This window comes from Vibrio pectenicida, from assembly GCA_024347015.1.
Taxonomy (GTDB): domain Bacteria; phylum Pseudomonadota; class Gammaproteobacteria; order Enterobacterales; family Vibrionaceae; genus Vibrio; species Vibrio pectenicida.
The window spans coordinates 841359-865638 of record AP024889.1 but is presented as its reverse complement, the minus strand read 5'-3'; the positions used below and the strand labels follow the sequence as shown (position 1 = coordinate 865638).

Genomic DNA, 24280 nt, shown 5'->3' with positions numbered 1-24280 from the left:
GATTAAGGTGGTATGCGGCTGCAACGATCGGTTTTGTGTGCCCACATCTTAATTGGATCTTACATAACAAGGAGGAAAAATGAGTATCAGCGAAGTAAACGGTTTTGAAGCTACGGGTTTTGTAATCCGCACAACTAATACGGGTGAAGTAAATCCATCGACTGCAAAAATTGGAGAGCTTTGGGCAAATTTTTATACAAATGCAGCTCCAAAGTTGAATGAAAAATCAAAAGTTTTTGGCATTTACACAAATTATGAGTCCGATTTTTCGGGGGCTTTTGACGTTATTGCTTGTTCGGATACGTTATCACCAGAAATATTACCAGACTCAGTAAAAGTGAATGTTACCTCTGGCAAATACGTAACTTTTTCAGCAAGCGGTGAAATGCCACAAGCAGTTATAGATCTTTGGGGTGAAGTTTGGAGTTACTTTAGCTCTGAAAGCTGCCTATATAAACGAGCATACACAACAGACTTTGAATACTATAAAAGTACTCATGAAGTCGAGATTTCTATTGCTGTTAGATAGTTACATGACAAGCGTTTAAGTTTTCAAGATACTTTTTTAATCTGTTCTAAACGATTTAGAACTTTGAAGCTAAATCGTTTTTGTCCAGTTATAAGTCACGATAACAACGGGCTGTCGCTGGTTAGTCGTGACTAACCAACGGATGTATAAGATCGAGTATGAGTTACTACAGATAATTCACATGTGATAGTCCCTTAAAAAGTAAAAATGCCAGCATTGTTGCTGGCATTTTTGACTCAACTACACAATAAATTTATTAAGAATAGAGTCTTGTTCCCGGACATTTTCAGTTTGAACTTTCATCGCAACGTTAGCGTCTTCTGCCGCATCTGCAACTTGAGTAGACAAATCCTTAATCTTGACAGTATTCGCGTTGATCTCTTCTGCAACCAAACTTTGCTCTTCAGCAGCTGAAGCAATCTGCATATTCATATCTGTAATACTCTGAATAGAATCCCGAATACGCTGGAGAGATTCATCCGCAGCTTTGGCTTTTTCAACAGCGTCAATAGCGGTACTTTTGCTTTCACGCATCGCCGCTGATACCGAGCTCGCACCTGACTGAAGCTGTTCAATCATACTGCGAATCTCTGTCGTAGATTCTTGAGTACGCTGCGCCAAAGTTCGCACTTCATCTGCTACCACTGCAAAGCCTCGACCTGATTCACCTGCCCGTGCGGCTTCAATCGCAGCATTCAACGCTAGCAGATTAGTTTGATCTGCAATATCGTTAATGACCTTCAAGATGGTTTCAATGTTTGCCGTGGCTGATTCTAACCCTTGAACTTCTTCTACTGCCTGATCAATTCGTGCTGACAATGCATCTATTGACGCAGTAGTATCACTGACTACAGATGAACCTGATTGGGTAGCTTCATCGGCTTCTTTTGCTGCTCCAGCAGCTCCTTGGGCATTATTCGCGACTTCAGTTGCTGTAACGGCCATCTCATTCATAGCTGTCGCTAGTTGCTCCAACTCCTGTAGCTGGCTGCGCATTGCTTCAGCTGACTCTTCCGACCCCTGTACTGTCATTTCAGTACCACGTAAGATCTCAGCTCCAATAGCTTTAGATTGCTGAATCTGCGTCTGAAGCGTTTGCGTAAAGGTATTAAAGCCTTCTGCAAGCTCTGCAAATTCTTTATCTGTATTGGTATCTAAGCGCTTGGTCAAATCCCCCTGACCAGATGCCACATCCTTTATCGCTTCGTTTAAAATACCAAGTGGGCGCATCAAAACTTTAATTAATAAGCTGAGCACTAAAACACTTAAAACAACACTGATAATAGCGTAGACAAATGAGCTATTGCGCATATCTGTAATAGCTGCAAAGGCAATATCTTCATCGACAATTGCACCGATATACCAATTTTCACTCGGAACTGGTGTTAAGTGAACCATGAAGGAGTGACCATCTTTTTCAAAACGTTGCTCACCTTCTTTAAGCGTTACGTTTGGAAGATAAGTTGAAAGGTTCTGACCATTATTCTCCGCATCAGGATGGGCGATAGTCGTTCCATCAGATGACACAATAAATAAGTAACCAGCATCAAGTAAGTTGGCACTATTGACTAAATCTGCCAGTCCAGTCAGCTCTAAATCATAAAACATGGCTGCGGTAAACTGACCATTATCTTTGACTGGTGTTCCGATAGAAATGATGACTTTTTTTGAAGAGACGTCAACATAAGGGGCTGTCACCACTAACTTTCCTTGTGCTTTAGCTGCCTTATACCAAGGACGAACTCTCGGATCGTAATCAGGACCAGCTTCCCACCCATCATCATTTTCGACCACAAAACCGTCAACTTCGTATGCATAACCAACCGCTAAGAAAGTTCCTTTTAAGTTGGGTTTTTCAAGTACATCTTTCACGCGTGTCTTATTTTGTGGATCAAGTTCCAATACCTCAGTCGTCGATTGAGCAAGAGATTTTTTACTCGCCATTTCTGATATAACGGTATTTTTAACCCCTTTCACCATCTCTGTTAAACTGGTATCTACCAATTCTTCTACTTCTTTCTTAACAGTACTAAGCTGCTGAATAGAAAGTAACACGACAGTGACCAAAAGCAGTATTGAAGATGCTGCAACGATCTTTTGACTGAATCTCATAGTGTCCCTCAAGAGTAATTCGTTTGTAGTTGTTACTTGTCATTTATTATTATCGTCCTAACCAACACAGACTTTAAGAAACTTCCTACAAAACTGATGTTTTGTAAAACAATCTTTTAAAAAGTATATACCCTCTACGCAAATAAAAAGCTCGAATGCATATGCTTTCGAGCTTTTTATTGTAAATATATGAATTATATCATTAACCAGGATGACTATAAGCATCATCCTCGTCGTGACTTGGCAATGCATTCCATACTGCCTTGACTAAAGTAGCCAAAGGGATTGCAAAGAAGACTCCCCAAAAACCCCACAACCCGCCAAAAACTAGCACTGCAACAATAATCGCCACTGGGTGCAAATTTACCGCTTCAGAAAAAAGAATAGGGACAAGAACATTCCCATCCAAGGCTTGAATAATTCCATATGCTAATAGCAACCAATAAAACTGTGGAGTAAAACCCCATTGAAATAAACCAACTATGGCAACAGGTACAGTGACTGCTGCTGCGCCAATGTAAGGGATCAGCACAGAAAGACCAACAGCAACCGCAAGCAAAACCGCATAACGAAGATCCAAAATGGCAAATGTCACGTAGCTAACACTACCAACAATTAAGATCTCCATAACTTTACCGCGAATATAGTTTGAAATTTGCTGATTCATTTCATGCCAGACTTTCGTCGCAAGTTTGCGATTTCGAGGCATTACACCACTCGCTAAAGAAATCATTTCTTGTTTATCTTTTAATAAGAAAAACACCAATAGTGGTACCAAAATCAAATAGACAGCCAAGGTTGCAATACTAACCAAGGAAGCTAAAGAACCTTTAACAACGGTTTCTCCCATCACTATAATTTGGTTTTTAGCGTTAGTCACTACAGACTCTACGATTTGAAAATTATCTAATTCTGGATATCTCTGTGGTAACTCAGCAATTACTTTTTGCACGCCCGAATACATAGTAGGGATATCGTTAATCAGGTTACCTACCTGCTTCCAAATCGTTGGCACAAGACCAAATACTGCCAATAGCATCAAGCTAGTAAAGCTAAAAATAACCAAAATAACTGCAAGCTTTCTAGGTATATGGAAACGAGAAAGTTGTGTTACTGGCCATTCTAATAAATAGGCCAAGACGATAGCAACTAAAAGTGGAGCAATTAAATTACCGAAAAAATAAATCGTAACAAAGCCAAATAGTAAGATCGCGACCAAGCTTACGGCATGAGGATCGGAAAAACGTCGCTTGTACCAACGACTCACCATTTCAAACATTCGACAGGGTTCCTTTAATCACTTGAACACGGAAATAACCATCCAACTCTTCACATATCCATTTAAATGATTGCTTGAGTAAGAAACGTTTTATATCAGATAAAGAATCATGGCCTGAAACATAAATAATAGCTTTTTGGCCAGCGCCCATCTCTTTGGTATGGCGCTTAACAAGCAATAAAGCCATTGGACAACGCTCCTGACGTAAATCCAAAATATTCTGTTTCATTATTTAGCCTGATGATTAGCAGTAAAACGGATATTGTATAGTGTTTTCCCCCCAACGTCAGGGCAAATACAATCAATAGGAAAAGTTTCACATTGCACTGACCATTGGAAGCACAATTCCCATAAAATTAAGAAGAAAGGTTCCACAGGGTGCATAACAGCATGTGAAACCTTATCACAAAAAGAGGGTCAAACTCGATATCCCGTGGTCAAACCTGTTATTATAGATATTAGGCTCATCAGAGAAGCCTAATGATTATGGAGTACATTCAGTAAGATATGTTTAAACGTACACGCTCACTCATCTGCTTATGTGTAGCGGCCTCTCTAGGCATGCAAACTCCTATCTACGCCAACAATATCGATTTGCCAGATATTGGTACCACCGCCAGTAGCACACTGACTATAGATCAAGAACTTCAGTACGGTGATGCTTACATGCGCATGCTGCGTAGTAGCCAGCCAATAATAAGTGATCCCGTCATTAACGAGTATATTGATAGCCTAGGCCACCAACTCGTCGCCAACGCAAATGACGTAAAAACACCATTCACTTTTTTCATGATTCGCGATCGTAATATCAACGCTTTCGCCTTTTTCGGCGGTTATGTCGCTCTGCATAGCGGCCTGTTTCTTCATGCAAAAACTGAAAGTGAGCTTGCTTCAGTCATGGCACATGAGATTTCACACGTCACTCAACGCCATTTAGCTCGAAGTATGGAGGATCAGTCTCGCCGTTCTCCTGCAACTTTGGCTGCATTAGCAGGTTCATTGTTACTTGCAATAGCAGCACCTGAGGCAGGAATTGCTGCCATAACAGCAACCACTGCTGGAAATATACAAGGACAGATTAACTATACACGAAGTAATGAGAAAGAAGCCGACCGTTTTGGAATAGAAACCTTAGCAAAGTCAGGGTTTGATGTTAACGCTATGCCTAGGTTTTTCTCACGACTTGCCGATGAATATCGCTACGCAAGTACGCCACCTCCAATGCTGTTAACCCACCCATTGCCAGAAGACCGCATCACAGACAGTCGTGCAAGAGCCCGAAGTTATCCAGAGCGAAGAGTGAACCCTTCGCTTAACTACAATCTTGCTCGAGCACGAATTGTTGCTAGATATGCGGATATAAACGCAGAATCTGCCATGGATTGGTTTGCACGTAATGAAAAAAAAGCGCCTACGAATATTAAACCATCGTTTCAATATGGCCGTGCTTTAGTTCACCTAGATAATAATCAGCTTGATGAAGCGTCCCCCCTATTGCAAACTCTACTCAACCAGCAACCTGATAATAACTTCTATCTAGATGCGATGGCCGATCTTTACCTAGCAAAAGGCCAAGCACCCAAAGCAGAAATCATGCTTAAAAATGCACTGAAATCTAAACCGAATAATTCTGTACTGACGATAAATTATGCTAACGTTCTGATGAGACAAGATAAAAACAAAGAAGCCGTACGAGTTCTTCAGCGATATACCCACGACAACCCGAATGATGTCAACGGGTGGCACCTACTCAGTGAAGCCAATATCCATCTTGGGCAAAGTGACGAAGACTTAGCATCGAGAGCTGAAATATTAGCCCTAAAAGCAAACTGGAACAAAGCCATTCAATACTATACTCAAGCAGGTCAAATTGCAGAGCTAGGTAGCCTTAAACAAGCTCGTTACGATGCACGTATTGACCAGTTGATGGCTGAAAGAGATCGCTTTATGGCACTGCAATAACCGGAAAATCACTAAAAATAAAAATATAAACAATAGGTTACCATATTTTAACCAGATGTCAGAATTCCAATCATGGTGACTAAAACCATTCATCAACCGGAGATTAAGCTATGTCAGTGGTGATTTATCACAACCCACGTTGCTCAAAAAGCCGCCAAACTCTGGCACTTTTAGAAGAAAAAAATATCCAACTCGAAATTGTTAAGTATTTAGAGTCACCTCTGAGTATCCCTGAACTAAAAACCTTATACTCTCAACTTAATCTCCCTGATGTACGTGCCATGATGCGCACCAAGGAAGATATCTATAAAGAGCTTAACCTCGCCAATGTATCCGATGAACAGTTGTTTGAAGCTATGTCCAAGAACCCAAAGCTTATAGAACGTCCTATCGTAGTAAAAAATGGCCAAGCAAAACACGGTCGTCCACCAGAACAGGTACTTGATATTCTATGAAATGTACTCTTGTAGTTCTTTACTACAGTCGACATGGCTCTACTCGCTCATTAGCAAGACACATAGCTAGAGGTGTTGAATCTATACCTAATTGTGAAGCATGGATAAGAACAGTAGAAGATATAGAGGCGAAGGAGAACACTCAAGATCCCATAATCACAATAGAAGAACTTAAGTCATGTGATGGTTTAGCCATGGGTAGCCCGGTCTGGTTTGGCAATATGTCAGCCGCTCTTAAACACTTCTGGGATCAGACTTCTTCTGTATGGATATCAGGAGATTTAATCGACAAGCCAGCCTGCGTATTTAGTTCCTCTTCAACGTTACATGGCGGACAAGAAACAACATTGCAAACCATGATGTTACCGCTTCTTCATCATGGAATGCTGATTATGGGAATACCTTATTCAGAACCAAAGCTACACACGACTCAATCAGGTGGAACTCCCTATGGCGCAACCTCCGTCAGCCATAATGGGAGTGCTCCAACTAAAGATGAAATCGAGCTTGCGCGAAACTTAGGGAAACGTTTAGCAACCACTGCCGTGAAACTTAAGGAAGGCTAGAATGCAGCAAATGTACTCACACACAAAATCGCTTCGTCTTCTCGCTCTATGTGGACATTTGGGCCTGCTCACTTGGGTTCTTGTATGGCAACTTAACCTATCCCCACACCCACATATCAACAATGTTGCGCTTGCGATTGCATGGAGTATTCCACTTCTTTTGCCTCTACCAGGAATACTGGCTGGAAAGCCTTATACTCATGCTTGGGCTAACTTTATTCTCATGCTGTACTTTCTACATGCTCTAACCATCTTGTACATTGACCACGGTGAACGATGGTTGGCGGGTGTTGAACTGACATTCACAACTCTTGCCTTCATCTGCAACACTTTATACGCTCGAACGCGTGGACAAGAATTGGGACTAAAACTAAAGCGTCTATCAAAGGTTGAAAAAGAAGAAAAACAAAGGTTTGAATAAAAAGGTCAGGCATATGCCTGACCTTTTAATATTCGCTCTCACTTTCATCGAATTCAAGCTCTGACTCAAGGGGTTGCTGTTCTTCGGTTGCTGCTGCAATAGGCGTTCCTTGCCATTCAAACATTAAGATTTGTTCAGCCGGAATAAGATCAACATTATTACCATCGGTAAAGATCAAGTCCGGATTTACCATCTCTTCTGAAAGTTCATTTTCTCTTTCTTGATAATTAACAGGCATCGAATCAATTATATTATTCAGCGGAATTACTTTATCCATCCGGCCTACCTCTTGCTCAAACTTAGCTTGAGAGGTCAGTAGGTGTACAGTGAAAGTGACTTGATCACGTTGAATCTTAAGAATATCAAGTGATGCAACAGAACTAAGTTTCTTAAGATTATTCTCTAAAGTGAAGAAATCCACTGCATTCTTTAGCGCCTTGAAACAAACTTTCACCGTTTCAGAAGGCTCACTAGCAACTATAACCGAGCTTTTCTTCGCATAGTAGTCGCTTATTTGATTGATCATCTTTGATGATGCATTTTCTCCAGCGCTTGAACCAGAGAGTGGAGCCTGGCGCGTAACACCTATAGTTGCAGGCTTTTGATCATATAAAGTCCAACGAAGCGTGTTGCCATCAGATCTTACTACTAAAGCAGCGTCCACGGGATAACGCTGACTCGCTTCACCTACAGGACGCGCAAAGCCACCCCAAAGATCTGAGGCTGAAATACCAGTAATATCATCAAAATCGCCGACAGGGACTGTAAGTGGTAGACCTCGCTTGACAGCTTCAGCTCTCATTTGAGTTAAAACCTGAGAATCAGAATGTTCCCAACTTACATTTCTATCGTACTGAGCTTCTTCGACCAGCCATACTAAAACATTGGCACGAGCTGCAGGCCAAATTGGCACCTGAGCTTGGCTAAGTAGAGAGCGAATATGTGGAGCACTAAACCCCATTTTCAACGTCTGCAAACCTTCACGTTGACCATGGCTTATTTGCGATAAATACTGTGAGTTTTGCTTCAAGGCTTTTTGAATGACCGGATTAGACGTAACATCAAAATCACCAGATGCACGCACAATAATCTCTTTCATCCCACTAATACGAGCCTTTGCATCAGCATTATCAATGCCTTGGTCCAGCACAATCTCAGTCTGATATAAATCTACATTGGTTAGAGCAAACACGGGAAAACATGCTAATCCTAAAACCAAAAAAGCGAAACGACGCATAGCTATCCTAACATCAATTTTTAATTGCAGCTTACGATGATAAGCAACTATCCTCTGCGGAGCAACTAAAGCTCATTTTTATCTTGATATCTCGCCTAAGGTTTCATAACTCTCAGCTAAGTTCATTCAACTTGGTTGACTTTTATTTGATCTTTCTCAGATTACAATCGTTTGCCAAGGTGGTAAGATTCTGCGAATTTTATGGCTGGCGTTCAGCTGCCATACCAACCTATGCCAATAAAGGATAATCTAAGATGAAAAATGCTATCCAAGGGGCACAAATGCTCTTTGTTGCATTCGGCGCACTCGTATTAGTGCCATTGTTAACTGGCTTAGATCCAAGTGTTGCACTATTTGGCGCTGGTCTCGGCACACTTATTTTTCAATTTATCACTCGCCGAACTGTGCCAATATTCCTTGCTTCTTCCTTCGCTTTTATTGCACCTATTTTATACGGTGTTCAAACTTGGGGAGTACCAGCCACCATGGGCGGACTGATGGCGGCAGGCCTAGTGTATGTTGTTATGGGCATATTTATCAAAGTTAGAGGTGTTGAATTTATCCACAAACTTCTCCCTCCTGTTGTCGTCGGACCTGTAATCATGGTAATTGGCCTAGGGCTAGCACCAGTTGCTGTTAACATGGCATTAGGAAAGGGAGGTGATGGTGCGCAATTGCTTGACGCAAACGCATCTTTGGTTATTTCTAGCGTATCTTTACTTACGACGATTATTATCAGTATTTTTGCTAGAGGCTTTCTTAAGTTGATGCCAATTTTAGGTGGGATATTGGCTGGCTATGTCACCAGCCTTGCCTACGGCATGGTTGATTTTAGCCCAGTGGCAGAAGCTGCTTGGCTATCTTTACCTCAGTTCACTGCGCCAGAATTTAATATCAACGCCATTTTATTCATGATTCCAGTCGCCATTGCTCCCGCGGTGGAACACGTTGGAGATATGCTAGCGATATCTAATGTGACAGGTAAAGATTACCTCAAGAAACCAGGTCTTCATCGAACTATAACTGGTGACGGCCTCGCGACTATCGCCGCCTCTATGCTTGGTGCTCCGCCAAATACAACCTACTCAGAGGTTACTGGGGCGGTATTGCTAACTAAGGCATTTAACCCCGTAATTATGATTTGGGCAGCTGTTACCGCAATTGTTCTTGCGCTTGTAGGAAAGCTCGGCGCTGTATTGCAAACGATCCCAATGCCAGTTATGGGAGGAATTATGATTCTTCTATTTGGATCGATTGCTACAGTAGGCTTAAATACCTTGATAAAAAACAAAGTGGATTTACATCAGTCACGTAACTTAGTGATCGTTGCAATAACACTTGTCTTTGGTATCGGCGGTATGGCTTTTGGAATTGGTGAGTTCAGTCTTCAAGGGGTCAGTTTATGCGGCATCATAGCTATATTACTTAACCTGATTCTACCTAAAGATTTGGGTGAAAACCATATAGTAGATAGCACGCAAATTGAAGATGAAAACAGCTAGTATCGATGCTCTTTTCATGGGTTACTGTAAAAATGGTAGCCCATATTTCTTCTGCTATTCACAAACACAACTCGGCAAATTGTCCCCTAGTCAACAAAGCTAAATCTTGCGGTTCTAGTTCGATTTCCAGCCCTCTTTTTCCTGCACTTACACAAATAGTTTTCTTGCTCTTTGCGCTTTGATGAATATAAGTAGGTAGAGGTTTCTTTTGTCCCAAAGGACTAATTCCACCAATCACGTACCCTGTCATTTTCTGGGCAATATCTGGATTGGCCATTTCTGCCTTTTTGACTTTTGCGGCCTTTGCGGCCAACTTTAGATTTAGTTTATGATCGACCGGAATAACAGCTACCGCGAGACTTTTAGGATCGCCATTAAGGCTAAACAGCAGAGTTTTAAAAACATAGCTTGGGTCTTGCCCCAAAGCCTCAACAGCTTCCAAACCATAACTATCTACACGAGAATCATGCTCATATTCATGTATGGTATGAACAATTTTCTTCTTCTTTGCAAGGCTAATAGCTGGAGTCATAGTATTTCCATTATTGTCAAAAAAAGACGCTGAAATAGGAATACAGCGCCTTTTTGTTAATCAGATTTCCAACCTAGTTGTAAACAACTTCAGTTGACACGAACCGATTAACATCAACTGGGCTATTTTCTTGTAAATATTCTTTTAGTACCTCAGCATCAACAAAGCCAGTATTGACATAACCTGGGTGATCACTGATTTTAGGATAGCCGTCTCCACCAGAAGCATTGTAGTTCGGTACGGTGAAACGATACATCTTGTCTAAACGAAGCTGTTTACCACCAATGAAAACATTGGATACTTTCTCACTCGATACAGTCATCGAGATACCTGCAAACTGAGCATAGGCACCAGAGTCAGCGGGCATAGTTGCAACAGCATTCAAATAATCCAGTACCTCTTTACCAGTCATATCTGTATAGGTCAATATATTGCCAAATGGTTGAACCTTCAAAACATCTTTATAGGTTATCTCTCCAGCCTCAATAGAATCTCGTACTCCACCAGAGTTCATAATACCAAAATCCGCTTTTGCACGCTTCATATGGGCTGTTGCAATCAGTCGGCCAAGGTTAGTCTGCTTAAAACGAACGACATCTCGGTCACCTTCAAGCTTGCCATTAGACTCGGCTATTTTCACCTCAAGTTGGTCTTTACCTTTTTCTTGGAATGGTCGCAGGAAATCTAACATTTCCTTATTTTCTGGAATTTCGCTTTGAATCAAAACGCGCTGCTTTTTACCATCAATTTTCACTTTTTTCTTGAGGTTTACTGGGATCAGGTTATAGCTAACCATTTCCAGCTCTCCATTACGAAACTCATAATCTGCACGTCCCACATATTTGCCCCATTCATGGGCCTGTACGATATAAGTACCGTTTTGGAAGTCTGGTTTACATTCATCACCTGGTTTAAATCTCTTATTAGCGACGTTAGGCCCTTCCATACAGACAGGCTCTTGAGAGTGACCTCCCACGATCATGTCCAAATCTCCCTCTTTGAGATATCTCGCTAGTGCAACGTCACCAGGAGCATTAATTCCCCGGTTACCATTCTCGTAATGGCCCATGTGAGTCACAGCAAAAATAAGGTCTGGCTGCTCCGTTTTCTTGATTTCAGCGATAAGCTTCTTAGCTTCTTCTTTCGGATCTCGAAAATCAATGCCACTAATAAATTCTGGATTACCAATTTTAGCCGTATCTTCTGTTGTCAGACCAATAATGGCGATTTTGATGCCTTGCTTATCGAACATTTGGTAAGCCTCAAACATCCGCTTACCTGTTTTTTTGTCATAAATGTTGGCCGATAGCATTGGAAAGTTAGCCCAATCTATCTGCTTAAATAGTACGTCTAACGAATTATCAAATTCATGATTGCCTAATGCCATAGCATCATAACCAATCTTATTCATTCCCTTAAAATCAGGCTCTGCATCTTGTAGATCTGATTCAGGAACGCCAGTATTAATATCACCACCAGAGAGTAAAAGAACACTACCTCCCTCACTTTCTATATCTGCGCGTAATTCATCAATCAAGGTTTTACGTGCGGCCATACCATACTCACCATATTTATTTTTCCAAAAACGGCCATGGTGATCATTAGTGTGTAAAACTGTTAACTTATAGGTTTTATCTGTTTCCCATTCGTGCTTTGGTGCGATCGCGCAACTTGCAAGAGTGGTAAGAATAACCGCACTTAATGCGGTTTTTAGAATCAGACGTTGCTTCATTATCATACCTTTGAGCGTATAGAATTGTTCATTGAATGGGCTATTAGACAATATTGAGCTCTTACTTAACGAGCACTCAATAAAATTTGGGACAGTTTAAATTAAGCTATTGAACCTAGCATCTTGTTTTCATGGTTATGCTGTTTAGATCACCATAATTGATACTTTAATATGCAATAAAGTGACCTGGTTTTACTTGTTTAGCAACGACTAACAAACTAAATACTAGAATGTAAAAAGCTAGCAATAATGCTAGCTTTGAAGATTATTCTGGTTATTAATAGTAGATACAGATCTTAATTAATATCGATATGGTCAAAACTTTTAATAAGGTCATCTAGGGCTTTCATTTGCACTAGGAAAGGTTCTACTTTGTCTAAAGGTAAAGCTGAAGGCCCATCGCATTTAGCTTGGGCTGGATTAGGGTGCGATTCGATAAACAAGCCTGCGATACCGGTAGCCAAACCTGCTTTTGCCAGTTCAACTGTCTGCTCTCTGCGACCGCCAGATGCAGAACCAGAAGGATCACGCATCTGCAATGCATGCGTTACATCAAAAATGATAGGACTTCCATTTGATGCTTTCTTCATGACCCCAAAACCTAACATATCAACGACGAGATTATCATACCCAAGACAAGAACCTCTCTCACAGAGGATAACGTTTTCATTACCACATTCTGCAAATTTTTCTACGATATTCCCGACTTGACTAGGGCTCATATATTGAGGTTTTTTAATGTTGATGACAGATCCCGTCTTCGCCATAGACTCAACCAAATCAGTTTGGCGCGCTAGGAATGCTGGTAATTGAATAATATCAACAACATCAGCCACTGGTTGCGCTTGCTGTTCGGTATGAACATCTGTAATGATTTTGACACCAAAAGTATCTTTCAGCTCTTGAAAAATTTTCATACCTTCTTCTAAACCAGGGCCACGATAAGAATGGACTGAGCTACGATTAGCTTTATCAAAAGAAGCTTTAAATACGTAAGGTATACCTAGTTTTTCGGTAACTTTGACATAATATTCACAAATCTGCATCGCAAGATCACGAGATTCAAGAACATTCATACCTGCAAATAAGGTAAACGGTTTATCATTGGCTACTGGGATATCACCAACATGAACAATTTTTTGTTCCATTTTCATTCTCTATTTTTGTCTGTCTAATATCATGCTTAATGCACGGTCACCGGAGTTAAATTCATTGCATTAACTTGATTCTTTAATAACTCTGCAGCGGGATCATCAGGGCACTGATCAATAAAATACAGATAATCGGTTAGAGCGATTTGGTGGCAATCTAACTGCTGATAAATAAAACCACGATCACGAATTTCATAAGGGTCATCTGGCACAAAAGTTAAAGCAAGATCGGTACATTTAAGTGCCAATGTGTAATGCTCTTCACGCAGAAAAGCACTTTTAACCAAGGCTAGCCAGCGACCAATTACTGTTGGGTTATCTGTCGATTTAAGGTGTGCTTGTTTTAGCCTTGCCAAAGGCCCACTATGGCCGATCAACCACGCTCTAAGTATTTGTTTAGAGACATATTCTCCATTAAAGGGATTAATGTACTTCGGCGCTTCACCAAACCACTCGACCTTTATCAAAAACTGACTTGGAAACGTTACTCCAGAAATTGGAAAGCCTAACTTTCTTCCCAAGTACAAAAGTATCGAGCCTAAACTTACCGGAATACCTTTACGACGCTCTAAAACTTTATCGATAAAAGCATTGGAGGACTCGTAATAAGCATCTTGATCACCAATAAACCCCCACTCATGATAAAAAAGCCGTAATAAAGCATCAAAACGTTGCTGGTCATTCACTTCATTACTTAAGGTAACTTCAGCTTTTTTTAATAGTCGCTGTAGTTCCTTTCTGGCCCATAAATCGTTGGTTGCCGGATTAATCGCCTTGTTTAATATCAGTGCACCTTCAGCCAATTCAATCGCATCAAAATCTTCATCAAATAACTCAACCATGGAATTCCCTAACACACATTAACCTAAAAACATCGGGGCTTTAGTTACAGCAATTTTACCCGCCATAGCAAGCCAGCCTAGAGCACCAAAAAAAGCAAAAGTCCGCAGCAATTTATTTTTACCCAATTTTAATGCAAAGAATCCAAGTGCTATATAGGCAAGTACACAAGTAATTTTTTCACTTAACCAAGGCGCTGCTGAGGTAAACGGAATAAAACCTGTAATGAAAATAAGTCCGATGCCGGAAAGTAACAAACAGGTATCATTGATATGTGGGAAGACCTTGAGGAATTTTTTTTCCAAAAGATCTGAGTTTGCCATCATCAGAGCATAACGTAGCGATAGCAAAGTCGCGCTTATGACGACTGTCATTAAATGAAGATGCTTTATACCTTCGTACATAATTATTTCTCTTCCTGACATGGCGAAAACTGACCGATAGTTACTCGGTCATTCTCACCATAGTCTTTGTAAGTAGTAATACTCTGGTAACCCAAAGCACTCAAAATATTTCTAACAGAAGATCCTTGATCGTATCCGTGTTCAAACATTAACCAAGCATCAGGCAGTAAAAATCGTAGTGCCTGCTCAGAAATATGCTTAATATCAGCTAGTCCATTGTCTTCTGCTACTAAAGCACTTAAAGGCTCAAACCTCACATCCCCTTGAGCTAAATGAGGATCTTGCTTTTCTATGTAAGGAGGATTAGACACAATCAGCGCAAACTGACCCTCACCTTCCAGAGGAGCAAACCAATCACCAGAGAGGAAAGTCGTATTCTCAATTCCAAGCTTCAACGCGTTAGACTCAGCTAATTTTCTCGCTTCCTCTTTCACATCAACCCCCCAAACTTTACGTTGTGGAAGTTCAGAAGCAATGGCCAGAGCAATTGCACCTGTGCCAGTACCTAGATCCAGAATATCACCCTGTATGTGAGGAGCTTTTTCTAATGCAATTTCCACCAAACGCTCAGTATCTGAACGAGGAATAAGTGTACTTGGTGCAACTTGAAGCGGCAATGACCAAAACTCCCGCTCACCCACAATGTAGGCAATTGGTTCCCCATGCAAACGACGCTGTAAAATGGCTTCAAACATCTCAGCATCTTCCACCGGCAACATTTTTTCAGGCCATGTTAAAAGGAAAGACCTTTGCTTATCAAGTACATAACAAAGCAATACGGATGCATCGAGAGAAGCCGAATCACTACCACTTTTTTTAAGCCTTTCAATCGCAAATGCTAGCGTTTCTTCCACAGTAGACGGCACATTCATGGATCAATTATTCTCGGCTAGTGCCGCAAGCTGATCCGCTTGATGCTCCTGAATAACAGGATCAATCAAACTAACAAGCTCACCTTCCATAACATCATTCAAACGGTAAATTGTAAGATTGATCCTATGATCAGAGACCCGCCCTTGAGGGTAATTGTATGTCCGGATACGATCACTACGATCTCCCGAGCCAAGTAAATTCCGACGAGTGTCTGACTCTTTAGCTGCACGTCTAGCTTCTTCAGCCTGACTAATACGAGCTGCAAGTACCGACATTGCTTTTGCTTTATTCTTATGCTGTGAACGCTCGTCCTGACACTCCACTACCGTACCTGTCGGTAAGTGAGTGATACGAATAGCAGAATCTGTTGTATTAACGTGCTGACCACCCGCACCCGACGATCGAAAAGTATCTATCTTTAGGTCTGTCGCTTTAATCTCTGGAATTTCAGCTTCTGGAATCTCCGGCATAATGGCTACCGTGCATGCTGATGTATGTACACGACCCTGAGACTCTGTCGCGGGTACTCGTTGTACACGATGGCCACCAGATTCAAACTTTAAGATACCATATACTCCATCACCATTGACCTTGGCAATCATCTCCTTGTATCCGCCATGTTCGGATTCATTTGAGGACATAACCTCAATACGCCAGCCTTTTTTCTCGGCAAACTTGCTGTACATACGGAACAAATCTCCAGCAAAGATACCCGCCTCATCACCACCAGCACCAGCTCGAATCTCTAGGAAACAATTACGATCATCGTTGGGATCTTTGGGGATTAACAGAATTTGCAGCTCATCATTTAAGCGCTCAATACTTTCCTGAGCATCTTTTATTTCTTCATGCGCCATTTCGCGCATCTCTTCATCATCTTCCTTTGCCAATTCTTCAGCGGCTTTCAAATCTTCTTGAGCTTGTTGAAAAGCTTGAAAACACTTAGTCACTTCCTCTAATTGTGAGTACTCTTTGGATAAAGCACGGAATTTATCTTGGTCACCAATTACATCTGGCTCGCCAAGCAAATGTTGAACTTCTTCATACCGCTCAACGAGTGTTTCTAGCTTAGTTAGAATAGAGGCTTTCATAGTTTTCTTAACTCAGGGTTCTATTAAATTGGCTGGCGGAAACCAGCCAAGGATATTTAGGAGTCTTCAAGACCCAAACTTTGTCTTAAAATGGCAAGCTTAGCCGGCTCACCTTGCTCAGCAGCATTTTGCAGAGCGCGTGTTGGGGCGTGGATTAACTTGTTGGTCAATTTATTACTTAACTCAAGCAGAACTTTCTCTGGCTCTGCACCAGTAGCCAATGAATGCAAACTTTTGCTGAGAAGATCCTCACGAATATCGTTCGCAGCATTGCGATAATCTCGAATACTATCCACTGCCTGTAGTGAGCGCAACCACGACATAAATGTCGCGCTTTCTTCACTCACTATAGCTTCAGCTTGAATAGCTTCTATTTTACGCTGCTCCATATTGTTTTCGACAATCGACTGCAAATCATCCACAGAATATAGATAGGCATCATCCAACTCCGCAACCTGAGACTCAATGTCACGTGGAACGGCAATATCTACCAACAGTATGGGTTGATGCCGGCGAGCTTTTAGCGCCGTTTCAACCATACCTTTTCCAATAATGGGTAAAGGGCTTGCGGTGGAGCTTATCACAATATCAGCGCGGGCAAGGTGATTAGGTATATCAGGCAAACCGATCACTTGTGCCCCAAACTGCTCAGCCAAAGGTTGAGCTCGCTCGTAAGTTCGATTCGCTACGATCATATCACAGCAACCATTACTTGCTAGGTGCTTAGCAACCAACTCTATCGTTTCGCCAGCACCAACTAAAAGAACTGTCGACTCTCGGAGTGATTCAAAAATATGCTTGGCAAGCGTGCAAGCTGCGTAAGCAACCGAAACTGCATTGCCACCAATATCTGTTTCTGTACGGACACGTTTTGCAACGGAGAATACTTTCTGAAACATTTTATCCATCGCAGTGTCGACAGATTTATGCTGATGCGAATCTGAGTAAGCTTGCTTTACTTGTCCCAAGATTTGGGGCTCTCCAAGAACAAGAGAGTCCAATCCGCATGATACACGCATCAAATGACGAATAGCAGCCTGCTCTTCGTAAATATATAAACTGGGTTTTAAAGCTTCTGGGCTTAACTGGTGAAATTGTGCTAGCCAATCTATAACTTTACTTTTCCCTAGCGTTTTGACATCACAGTAGATCTCAGTTCGGTTACAGGTAGAGATGATAACACTGCCGTTCACATAGGGGTTTTCACCTAATTGCTTAAGCGCTTGTGGTAATTTATCCGGCCCAAATGCGACTTTCTCACGTAAATCAACGGAAGCCGTATTGTGGTTAATACCGATAGCAAGCAATGACATGTAATCGAGGTTCTCTGAATCAGCAAATAAGCAAACAAGCAAACAAAGACAGAATTTTACTTTATGACCCACTTTAATTAAAGGACATTAAGGATATGTTTTCATGACTTCGTGATTTCAATGTTATAGTGTGGCCCATAATAGTGACTCAATCGGATAAACATTAAACAATGACGGTCCATTCTCGTCTCTTTCTTAATTTTATACTCAGTGGCTTATTTCTCTCAGGGTGTGCCTCCATTGACCCTAGTACCATCAATGTCGAATGGCAAACCCAACAACAAAGATTGGCCTCCATAGACGATTACAAAGCTAATGGAAAACTGGGCTATATTTCTCCTCAGCAGCGACAATCATTAAACTTTCAGTGGAAACATAGTGCTGCATTCAAGCAACTAAGATTGACAACGTTTCTCGGTCAAACTGCACTAAACCTAAAAATTACCCCTGATGGGTCATCTATTGAAACCTATCAAGATGAAACATTCACATCCAATGATGCCCAATCTCTAATTTATCGTCTTACCGGACTAAATTTACCTATTGAACAACTCAACAATTGGCTCCTTGGTAGTCCGAAAGGCGCTGATAATTATCAGCTTAATGATACTAATACATTGGCTTCATTGACGAAACAAGTACAAGGTAAGCTATGGCAGCTCGAATATCTAAGTTATCAGGATATTCAATATCAAAGCCACACTATTCCTCTCCCCCACAAACTCAAGCTAACGCAAGGGGATATTTCAATCAATATAATCATCTCTAACTGGAATATTGAACAATGATCTGTGAGACAACCCATTGGCCATCGCCCGCAAAACTCAATCTATTCTTATACATTACGGGGCAAAGGGATAATGGCTACCATGATTTGCAAACACTCTTTCAGTTCCTCGATTATGGTGATGACCTAACTATTACTGCTAACCACACCGGCGAGATTTCCATTCGGCCTGAACTACCCAACCTAGCCGTTAAAGATAACCTAATTTACCGAGCCGCTATGGCACTAAAAGTAAAGTCAGGCTGTAAGTTCGGTGCTAATATTCAATTGAACAAGCGATTACCTATCGGCGGCGGGATTGGCGGTGGCTCCTCTAATGCGGCAACCACTCTCGTTGCCCTAAACCACCTTTGGCAAGTTAATCTCTCTGAACATGAGCTAGCAGAAATTGGTTTAACACTTGGTGCTGACGTCCCCGTATTTACACAAGGCTTCGCCGCCTTTGCCGAGGGGATTGGTGAACAATTAACCAAAGCACACCCTGAAGAAAAATATTATTTGGTTGTAAGACCTGGAGTATCCATCGCCACAGCCGATATTTTTTCTCACCCACTATTGTGTAGAAATTCTCCAAAGCGTGATCTAACCTTACTTCTTGGCAGTGAATACGAAAACGATTGCGAAAAAGTTGTTCGAATGCTGTATCCAGAGGTTGATAAGCAACTTTCTTGGCTGTTACAATATGCTCCGTCAAGACTGACAGGGACCGGATCCTGCGTTTTTGCTGAGTTTTCTAGCCAAAATGAGGCCAATAAGGTTCTTGATTTATTGCCTGACAATGTCTCCGCTTTCGTAGCAAGAGGAAAAAACATTTCGCCTCTGTATGAGACACTTGCTAAGTATCACTTAGCTCACAATATAATCTAAATACTGGACGCAACCCTGAGGTTTCCACCGTGCCTGATATGAAGCTATTTGCTGGTAACGCTACACCTGAACTAGCCCAACGTATTGCTGATCGTCTATACATCTCCCTTGGTGATGCAACTGTTTCTCGTTTTTCGGATGGTGAAGTCGCCGTTCAAATCAACGAAAATGTTCGCGGTAGTGATGTGTTCATCATCCAATCTACCTGCGCACCAACTAATGATAACCTAATGGAACTGGTCGTGATGATTGACGCAATGCGCCGCGCTTCTGCGGGCCGTATTACAGCCGTCATCCCTTATTTTGGCTATGCTCGCCAAGATCGTCGAGTCCGCTCTGCTCGTGTTCCAATTACAGCCAAAGTCGTTGCTGACTTCCTATCGAATGTCGGTGTTGACCGTGTACTCACCATTGATTTACATGCAGAACAAATTCAGGGCTTCTTTGATGTACCTGTAGATAACATTTTTGGAACACCGGTATTACTTGATGATATGGAAGCTCGGGGACTTGAAAACCCAGTTGTCGTTTCTCCAGATTTAGGTGGGGTCGTCAGAGCTCGCGCAACGGCTAAAGCGCTTGGTGACATTGATATCGCCATTGTCGATAAACGCCGCCCTCGCGCTAACGTTTCTGAAGTAATGAACCTGATTGGTGATGTAGAAAACCGAGATTGTGTCATCGTTGATGATATGATCGACACTGGAGGTACGTTGTGTAAGGCGGCAGAAGCTTTAAAAGAGCGTGGAGCAAAACGTGTTTTTGCCTATGCTACTCACGCTGTTTTCTCTGGTAACGCTCATCAGAACATTAAAAATTCAGTACTTGATCAAATAATCGTAACGGATTCAATCACTCTGACCAAAGAGATGCAGTCGACAGGCAAAGTCACAACACTAAGCTTATCTCGTATGCTCGCAGAAGCAATTCGTCGTATTAGTAATGAAGAATCTATTTCTGCGATGTTTAATTAAGCTACATAACAATCTGATAGCTCCAATTTCACAAACACTCCTTTTTAGGGGTGTTTTTTCTTGCTGGCTGGATAGCAAATGTATACCTCGCTCATAAGAATGTTTCTGTGCTATCATATCGCGCTTTTGAGATACCAACTGAGATTTTTACTTTGAGCCAATCAATCAAACTTCTCGTCGGACTGGCAAATCCAGGCCCTGAGTACTCTAAAACTCGTCATAATGCTGGAGCTTGGGTTATTGAAGACCTTGCTCGCGTTCATAACATCTCACTCAAAAATGAGCCTAAGTTTTTTGGTATAACAGGACGTATCGTCATCTATGGACAAGATCTTCGTTTGCTTATCCCAACAACTTTTATGAACTTATCAGGTAAATCTATTGCCTCTTTGGCAAAATTTTACCAAATAAAGCCTGAAGAAATCATGGTAGCACACGATGAGCTGGATTTACCTCCAGGTATCGCTAAGTTTAAAAAAGGTGGAGGTCATGGTGGACATAATGGTCTGCGAGACACCATAAGTAAGCTTAGTAATTGCAAAGATTTTTATCGTCTCAGGATTGGTATAGGCCATCCTGGACACAAAGATAAAGTAGCTGGTTTTGTACTTGGTAAAGCTCCAGCTAAGGAGCAAGAACTCCTTGATGCAGCCACTAACGAAGCTGTGCGCTGTTTGGATATCCTTCTAAAGGATGGCTTAGCTAAAGCGCAAAACCGTCTACACACGTTCAAAGCAGAATAAGGTTATTATCATGGGTTTTAAATGTGGCATCGTTGGTTTACCAAACGTAGGTAAGTCAACTCTGTTTAACGCACTAACTAAAGCTGGAATCGAAGCAGCTAACTTTCCATTCTGTACAATCGAGCCAAACACTGGTGTCGTTCCTGTACCTGACTTACGCCTTGACGCCTTAGCGAAAATAGTAAACCCCCAGAAAGTCATACCAACTACAATGGAATTTGTGGATATCGCAGGCCTAGTTGCTGGCGCCTCTAAAGGAGAAGGATTAGGTAATAAATTCCTTGCCAACATCCGTGAAACTGATGCCATAGGCCACGTAGTGCGTTGTTTTGAAAATGAAAACATTGTCCACGTCGCTGGTAAAGTTTCACCAATTGAAGATATTGAAGTCATCAACCTAGAGTTAGCAATGGCTGATTTAGACTCATGTGAACGTGCGATTCAGCGTAATACTAAGAAGGCAAAAGGTGGCGATAAAGATGCAAAATTCGAATTAATCGTACTAGAAAAGCTTCTTCCCGTTCTTACTGAAGGCGGCATGGCTCGCACTGTAGAGCTATCCAAAGAAGAACTAGTAGCGATAGGCTACCTTAACTTTTTAACTCTGAAACCAACCATGTACATTGCCAATGTCAACGAGGATGGATTTGAAGACAACTCATACCTTGATGCAGTACGTGAATTTGCCGCCAAAGAAAATAATGTTGTTGTACCTGTCTGCGCATCAATCGAATCTGAGCTATCAGAACTTGAAGATGAAGACAGAGAAGAGTTCCTTGCCGATATGGGTATTGAGGAACCAGGTTTAAACCGAGTGATTCGATCAGGTTATGAACTTTTAACTCTGCATACATACTTTACTGCTGGCGTGAAAGAAGTACGAGCATGGACAATTCCAGTGGGTTCCACCGCACCGCAAGCTGCAGGTAAAATCCATACTGACTTTGAAAAGGGATTTATCCGTGCAGAAGTCGTCGGTTACGATGACTTTATCCAATACCAAGGCGAAAGTGGTGCAAAAGACGCGGGTAAATGGCGTTTGGAAGGCAAAGATTACATCGTTAAAGATGGTGATGTTGTGCATTTTCGCTTTAACGTGTAATTTTAACGCAAGTTATTGACAGTAAAAGCCAGCAGCCATGCTGGCTTTATTTTTTCGCTTGAGTAATCAAATAAATAAACTTGGTAAATGTTCTTCATTTTGCCATCACTTTTTACTCATTAACACGCCTCTTTGTTTAAAAAAAAACCGAACAGTTGATTTCACGGCATTTATTCAAAAAAATTGTTGACGACTTTGCCTCAACTTCGCATAATGCGCGCCGTTCCCAACAATAAACTAAGTTATTGTAGAGAACATATTACGGTATGGCTACGTAGCTCAGCTGGTTAGAGCACATCACTCATAATGATGGGGTCACAGGTTCGAATCCCGTCGTAGCCACCATTCCTAAAAGCTTTGATTAAAGTTATTAGGAATAGATGCGGAAGTGGCGGAATTGGTAGACGCACCAGATTTAGGTTCTGGCGCCGCAAGGTGTGAGAGTTCAAGTCTCTCCTTCCGCACCATAAATTGTTGACTGTTGCAGTTAACCCTGTAGGTCTATCGCCAAGTGGTAAGGCAGCGGCTTTTGATGCCGCCATTCCCTGGTTCGAATCCAGGTAGACCTGCCAATTATTTTAAAGTGCCAAGCCTTGGGAAAAAGGGCTTGTCACTACGAGCGGGAACGTTTATATTATCTCGCTCACGAGTGGCTACGTAGCTCAGCTGGTTAGAGCACATCACTCATAATGATGGGGTCACAGGTTCGAATCCCGTCGTAGCCACCATTTATTTTTGATTGTTAGCCTTGGCTATCAGTCCTGTAGAGTCAAGACGCGGAAGTGGCGGAATTGGTAGACGCACCAGATTTAGGTTCTGGCGCCGTAAGGTGTGAGAGTTCAAGTCTCTCCTTCCGCACCATCTTGATAACTCTACAAATACAGTTTATGCGGAAGTGGCGGAATTGGTAGACGCACCAGATTTAGGTTCTGGCGCCGCAAGGTGTGAGAGTTCAAGTCTCTCCTTCCGCACCATAAATTGTTAACTGTTGCAGTTAACCCTGTAGGTCTATCGCCAAGTGGTAAGGCAGCGGCTTTTGATGCCGCCATTCCCTGGTTCGAATCCAGGTAGACCTGCCATATATAATATCAGTCATATTCACCAATTATTTGGCCGATTACAAAATTAGTTGCGGAAGTGGCGGAATTGGTAGACGCACCAGATTTAGGTTCTGGCGCCGCAAGGTGTGAGAGTTCAAGTCTCTCCTTCCGCACCATAAATTGTTAACTGTTGCAGTTAACCCTGTAGGTCTATCGCCAAGTGGTAAGGCAGCGGCTTTTGATGCCGCCATTCCCTGGTTCGAATCCAGGTAGACCTGCCATATATAATATCAGTCAGATTCACCAATTATTTGGCCGATTACAAAATTAGTTGCGGAAGTGGCGGAATTGGTAGACGCACCAGATTTAGGTTCTGGCGCCGCAAGGTGTGAGAGTTCAAGTCTCTCCTTCCGCACCATTATTTGAATGGCTACGTAGCTCAGCTGGTTAGAGCACATCACTCATAATGATGGGGTCACAGGTTCGAATCCCGTCGTAGCCACCATTTATTTTTGATTGTTAGCCTTGGCTATCAGTCCTGTAGAGTCAAGACGCGGAAGTGGCGGAATTGGTAGACGCACCAGATTTAGGTTCTGGCGCCGTAAGGTGTGAGAGTTCAAGTCTCTCCTTCCGCACCATAAATTGTTAACTGTTGCAGTTAACCCTGTAGGTCTATCGCCAAGTGGTAAGGCAGCGGCTTTTGATGCCGCCATTCCCTGGTTCGAATCCAGGTAGACCTGCCATATATAATATCAGTCAGATTTACCA

The 24280-nt window shown here is 41.9% G+C and carries 23 protein-coding genes and 13 tRNA genes; 24 read left to right on the top strand and 12 right to left on the bottom strand.

Translation table 11 applies throughout. The features are described 5' to 3' along the window. Positions 1-79: 79 nt before the first annotated feature. The gene (locus OCV27_RS04120) at positions 80-529 is read left to right on the top strand and encodes a GyrI-like domain-containing protein (protein WP_125319411.1); all 450 of its coding nucleotides are present in this window, start codon (positions 80-82) and stop codon (positions 527-529) included. A 240-nt stretch (positions 530-769) separates the two neighbouring features. On the opposite strand, the gene OCV27_RS04115 is transcribed toward OCV27_RS04120, so the two are convergent. The 3 genes from OCV27_RS04115 to OCV27_RS04105 all read right to left on the bottom strand — a co-directional run bounded on the left by OCV27_RS04115 (position 770) and on the right by OCV27_RS04105 (position 4149). Continuing rightward, complete coding sequence (locus OCV27_RS04115; RefSeq protein WP_125319410.1) at positions 770-2641, bottom strand: methyl-accepting chemotaxis protein; 1872 nt, start codon at positions 2639-2641, stop codon at positions 770-772. Between the two features lie 202 nt (positions 2642-2843). Beyond that, complete coding sequence (locus tag OCV27_RS04110) at positions 2844-3920, bottom strand: AI-2E family transporter (RefSeq protein WP_125319409.1); 1077 nt, start codon at positions 3918-3920, stop codon at positions 2844-2846. Next, positions 3913-4149 carry a sulfurtransferase TusA family protein gene (locus OCV27_RS04105; RefSeq protein WP_125319408.1) on the bottom strand — a complete coding sequence of 79 codons (237 nt, stop codon included), beginning with the start codon at positions 4147-4149 and terminating at the stop codon, positions 3913-3915. The genes OCV27_RS04110 and OCV27_RS04105 overlap by 8 nt, the downstream gene beginning before the upstream one ends. Positions 4150-4427: 278 nt before the next feature. Here OCV27_RS04105 and bepA point away from each other — a divergent pair, with 278 nt between their 5' ends. The 4 genes from bepA to OCV27_RS04085 all read left to right on the top strand — a co-directional run bounded on the left by bepA (position 4428) and on the right by OCV27_RS04085 (position 7324). Further along, the gene (gene bepA / locus OCV27_RS04100; protein WP_125319407.1) at positions 4428-5882 is read left to right on the top strand and encodes a beta-barrel assembly-enhancing protease; all 1455 of its coding nucleotides are present in this window, start codon (positions 4428-4430) and stop codon (positions 5880-5882) included. A gap of 110 nt (positions 5883-5992) precedes the next feature. Continuing rightward, positions 5993-6337 (top strand): arsenate reductase (glutaredoxin), encoded by a 345-nt coding sequence (gene arsC / locus OCV27_RS04095; protein ID WP_125319406.1) that lies wholly within the window; start codon positions 5993-5995, stop codon positions 6335-6337. Further along, entirely contained in the window at positions 6334-6903 is a 570-nt protein-coding gene (gene wrbA, locus OCV27_RS04090) for an NAD(P)H:quinone oxidoreductase (RefSeq protein WP_125319405.1), read from the top strand. The genes arsC and wrbA overlap by 4 nt, the downstream gene beginning before the upstream one ends. Position 6904: 1 nt before the next feature. Then, positions 6905-7324, top strand: a complete 420-nt coding sequence (locus OCV27_RS04085) for a DUF2069 domain-containing protein (RefSeq protein WP_125319404.1) — start codon at positions 6905-6907, stop codon at positions 7322-7324. 25 nt (positions 7325-7349) lie between these two features. On the opposite strand, the gene OCV27_RS04080 is transcribed toward OCV27_RS04085, so the two are convergent. Beyond that, positions 7350-8561: a DUF2066 domain-containing protein gene (locus OCV27_RS04080; RefSeq protein ID WP_125319403.1), complete on the bottom strand. Its 1212-nt coding sequence runs from the start codon at positions 8559-8561 to the stop codon at positions 7350-7352. 254 nt (positions 8562-8815) lie between these two features. Here OCV27_RS04080 and OCV27_RS04075 point away from each other — a divergent pair, with 254 nt between their 5' ends. Continuing rightward, complete coding sequence (locus tag OCV27_RS04075) at positions 8816-10063, top strand: uracil-xanthine permease family protein (RefSeq protein WP_125319402.1); 1248 nt, start codon at positions 8816-8818, stop codon at positions 10061-10063. A gap of 58 nt (positions 10064-10121) precedes the next feature. On the opposite strand, the gene ybaK is transcribed toward OCV27_RS04075, so the two are convergent. The 8 genes from ybaK to hemA all read right to left on the bottom strand — a co-directional run bounded on the left by ybaK (position 10122) and on the right by hemA (position 17999). Further along, positions 10122-10595, bottom strand: coding sequence for a Cys-tRNA(Pro) deacylase (gene ybaK, locus OCV27_RS04070; protein ID WP_125319401.1), 474 nt, complete (start codon positions 10593-10595; stop codon positions 10122-10124). Between the two features lie 73 nt (positions 10596-10668). Further along, positions 10669-12327 carry a bifunctional UDP-sugar hydrolase/5'-nucleotidase UshA gene (gene ushA, locus OCV27_RS04065; RefSeq protein WP_125319400.1) on the bottom strand — a complete coding sequence of 553 codons (1659 nt, stop codon included), beginning with the start codon at positions 12325-12327 and terminating at the stop codon, positions 10669-10671. A gap of 296 nt (positions 12328-12623) precedes the next feature. Next, positions 12624-13475: a 3-deoxy-8-phosphooctulonate synthase gene (gene kdsA / locus OCV27_RS04060; protein WP_125319399.1), complete on the bottom strand. Its 852-nt coding sequence runs from the start codon at positions 13473-13475 to the stop codon at positions 12624-12626. Between the two features lie 35 nt (positions 13476-13510). Further along, entirely contained in the window at positions 13511-14320 is an 810-nt protein-coding gene (locus tag OCV27_RS04055) for a SirB1 family protein (RefSeq protein WP_125319398.1), read from the bottom strand. Between the two features lie 18 nt (positions 14321-14338). Beyond that, positions 14339-14722, bottom strand: coding sequence for a SirB2 family protein (locus OCV27_RS04050; protein WP_125319397.1), 384 nt, complete (start codon positions 14720-14722; stop codon positions 14339-14341). A 2-nt stretch (positions 14723-14724) separates the two neighbouring features. Next, on the bottom strand, positions 14725-15594 hold the full coding sequence (gene prmC, locus OCV27_RS04045) for a peptide chain release factor N(5)-glutamine methyltransferase (protein ID WP_125319396.1): 870 nt from the start codon (positions 15592-15594) through the stop codon (positions 14725-14727). A 3-nt stretch (positions 15595-15597) separates the two neighbouring features. After that, positions 15598-16686 carry a peptide chain release factor 1 gene (gene prfA, locus OCV27_RS04040; RefSeq protein WP_125319395.1) on the bottom strand — a complete coding sequence of 363 codons (1089 nt, stop codon included), beginning with the start codon at positions 16684-16686 and terminating at the stop codon, positions 15598-15600. A 56-nt stretch (positions 16687-16742) separates the two neighbouring features. Then, on the bottom strand, positions 16743-17999 hold the full coding sequence (gene hemA, locus OCV27_RS04035; protein ID WP_125319394.1) for a glutamyl-tRNA reductase: 1257 nt from the start codon (positions 17997-17999) through the stop codon (positions 16743-16745). Positions 18000-18169: 170 nt separating this feature from the next. Between hemA and lolB the strand changes: the two genes are divergently transcribed. The 18 genes from lolB to OCV27_RS03945 all read left to right on the top strand — a co-directional run bounded on the left by lolB (position 18170) and on the right by OCV27_RS03945 (position 24255). Next, positions 18170-18787 carry a lipoprotein insertase outer membrane protein LolB gene (gene lolB, locus OCV27_RS04030; protein WP_125319393.1) on the top strand — a complete coding sequence of 206 codons (618 nt, stop codon included), beginning with the start codon at positions 18170-18172 and terminating at the stop codon, positions 18785-18787. Continuing rightward, on the top strand, positions 18784-19653 hold the full coding sequence (gene ispE, locus OCV27_RS04025; RefSeq protein ID WP_125319392.1) for a 4-(cytidine 5'-diphospho)-2-C-methyl-D-erythritol kinase: 870 nt from the start codon (positions 18784-18786) through the stop codon (positions 19651-19653). The genes lolB and ispE overlap by 4 nt, the downstream gene beginning before the upstream one ends. A gap of 29 nt (positions 19654-19682) precedes the next feature. Continuing rightward, on the top strand, positions 19683-20627 hold the full coding sequence (locus tag OCV27_RS04020) for a ribose-phosphate pyrophosphokinase (RefSeq protein WP_125319391.1): 945 nt from the start codon (positions 19683-19685) through the stop codon (positions 20625-20627). A 152-nt stretch (positions 20628-20779) separates the two neighbouring features. Beyond that, entirely contained in the window at positions 20780-21370 is a 591-nt protein-coding gene (gene pth, locus OCV27_RS04015) for an aminoacyl-tRNA hydrolase (protein ID WP_125319478.1), read from the top strand. A gap of 10 nt (positions 21371-21380) precedes the next feature. Continuing rightward, on the top strand, positions 21381-22472 hold the full coding sequence (gene ychF, locus OCV27_RS04010) for a redox-regulated ATPase YchF (protein WP_125319390.1): 1092 nt from the start codon (positions 21381-21383) through the stop codon (positions 22470-22472). 268 nt (positions 22473-22740) lie between these two features. Then, positions 22741-22817 (top strand) — tRNA-Met (locus OCV27_RS04005). Between the two features lie 37 nt (positions 22818-22854). After that, positions 22855-22939, top strand: a tRNA-Leu gene (locus tag OCV27_RS04000). Between the two features lie 30 nt (positions 22940-22969). Further along, positions 22970-23044 (top strand) — tRNA-Gln (locus OCV27_RS03995). Positions 23045-23123: 79 nt separating this feature from the next. Further along, a tRNA-Met gene (locus OCV27_RS03990) sits at positions 23124-23200 on the top strand. Between the two features lie 48 nt (positions 23201-23248). Continuing rightward, a tRNA-Leu gene (locus OCV27_RS03985) sits at positions 23249-23333 on the top strand. A gap of 28 nt (positions 23334-23361) precedes the next feature. After that, a tRNA-Leu gene (locus tag OCV27_RS03980) sits at positions 23362-23446 on the top strand. 30 nt (positions 23447-23476) lie between these two features. Beyond that, a tRNA-Gln gene (locus OCV27_RS03975) sits at positions 23477-23551 on the top strand. Positions 23552-23603: 52 nt separating this feature from the next. Continuing rightward, a tRNA-Leu gene (locus tag OCV27_RS03970) sits at positions 23604-23688 on the top strand. Between the two features lie 30 nt (positions 23689-23718). Further along, positions 23719-23793: transfer RNA gene (locus OCV27_RS03965), tRNA-Gln, on the top strand. 52 nt (positions 23794-23845) lie between these two features. Further along, positions 23846-23930, top strand: a tRNA-Leu gene (locus OCV27_RS03960). A 10-nt stretch (positions 23931-23940) separates the two neighbouring features. Further along, positions 23941-24017: transfer RNA gene (locus tag OCV27_RS03955), tRNA-Met, on the top strand. A gap of 48 nt (positions 24018-24065) precedes the next feature. Beyond that, positions 24066-24150 (top strand) — tRNA-Leu (locus OCV27_RS03950). A gap of 30 nt (positions 24151-24180) precedes the next feature. Further along, positions 24181-24255: transfer RNA gene (locus tag OCV27_RS03945), tRNA-Gln, on the top strand. Positions 24256-24280: the final 25 nt, after the last annotated feature.